Source organism: Bradyrhizobium jicamae (assembly GCF_001440395.1).
Lineage (GTDB): Bacteria > Pseudomonadota > Alphaproteobacteria > Rhizobiales > Xanthobacteraceae > Bradyrhizobium > Bradyrhizobium jicamae.
In genome coordinates, this window is record NZ_LLXZ01000213.1 from 13,452 (window position 1) to 14,118 (window position 667).

At 55.0% G+C, this 667-nt stretch carries 1 pseudogene; it reads right to left on the minus strand.

Annotated features, from left to right (window positions below):
* Positions 1 to 667: pseudogene (locus CQ12_RS45510) on the minus strand (tail fiber domain-containing protein); the annotation flags it as partial.

Here is a 667-nt window from a genome sequence, read left to right on the forward strand (position 1 = left end):
TTCTTTGGCATTGCGGTCCGAGATCAGTTTGAAGATGTTCCCAACCGTCGAACCGCCACCTCCACCGAACAACGAGCCCAAGCCGCCAGCAATCGTTCCGAACTGCTGGGCGCCTGACATCTGGTTCGTCGTGGTGCTTTGTCCGCTCGACTGAGACCCTAGGCCCGCAATCGGGATACCGATCTGCGATAGAAGGCCGAGATTTTGAAGCGGAATGCCGTACTTTTGGGCTTCGGCGGCTAGTGTATTGGTAGCCCCGGCGTTCTGAAGATCGCCAGCACTCGAAGCCGCAGCCACTCCATTGCCTTGGTTCGTCAGGTACTGCTGTTGCAGACCGGCCAGCAGACCAGAGTTCGTATTCCCTGCACCGTAGAGCGCATTCGCAGCATTCTGCTGGTTGGCTACGTTCTGATTGTATTGCTGCTGAATGAGTGGCGCCACGCCTTGAGCGATGCCACGAGCAAGCGCCTGCGAGTTTGCGCCGGACATATCTCGGCCTGACGCCGCAAACTGCCCATTCACATTGTTTGTGATATCGTTCGTCAACGTGTTGACGGCATCACTAAATCCCGGCGTCGAATAAGGATTGTAATTTGTGTTGGAGGCAAGCGGCTGCGTCGCATTCACGTAGTTCTGATAATTTTGATTGATGTTGCCGGCTTGATTA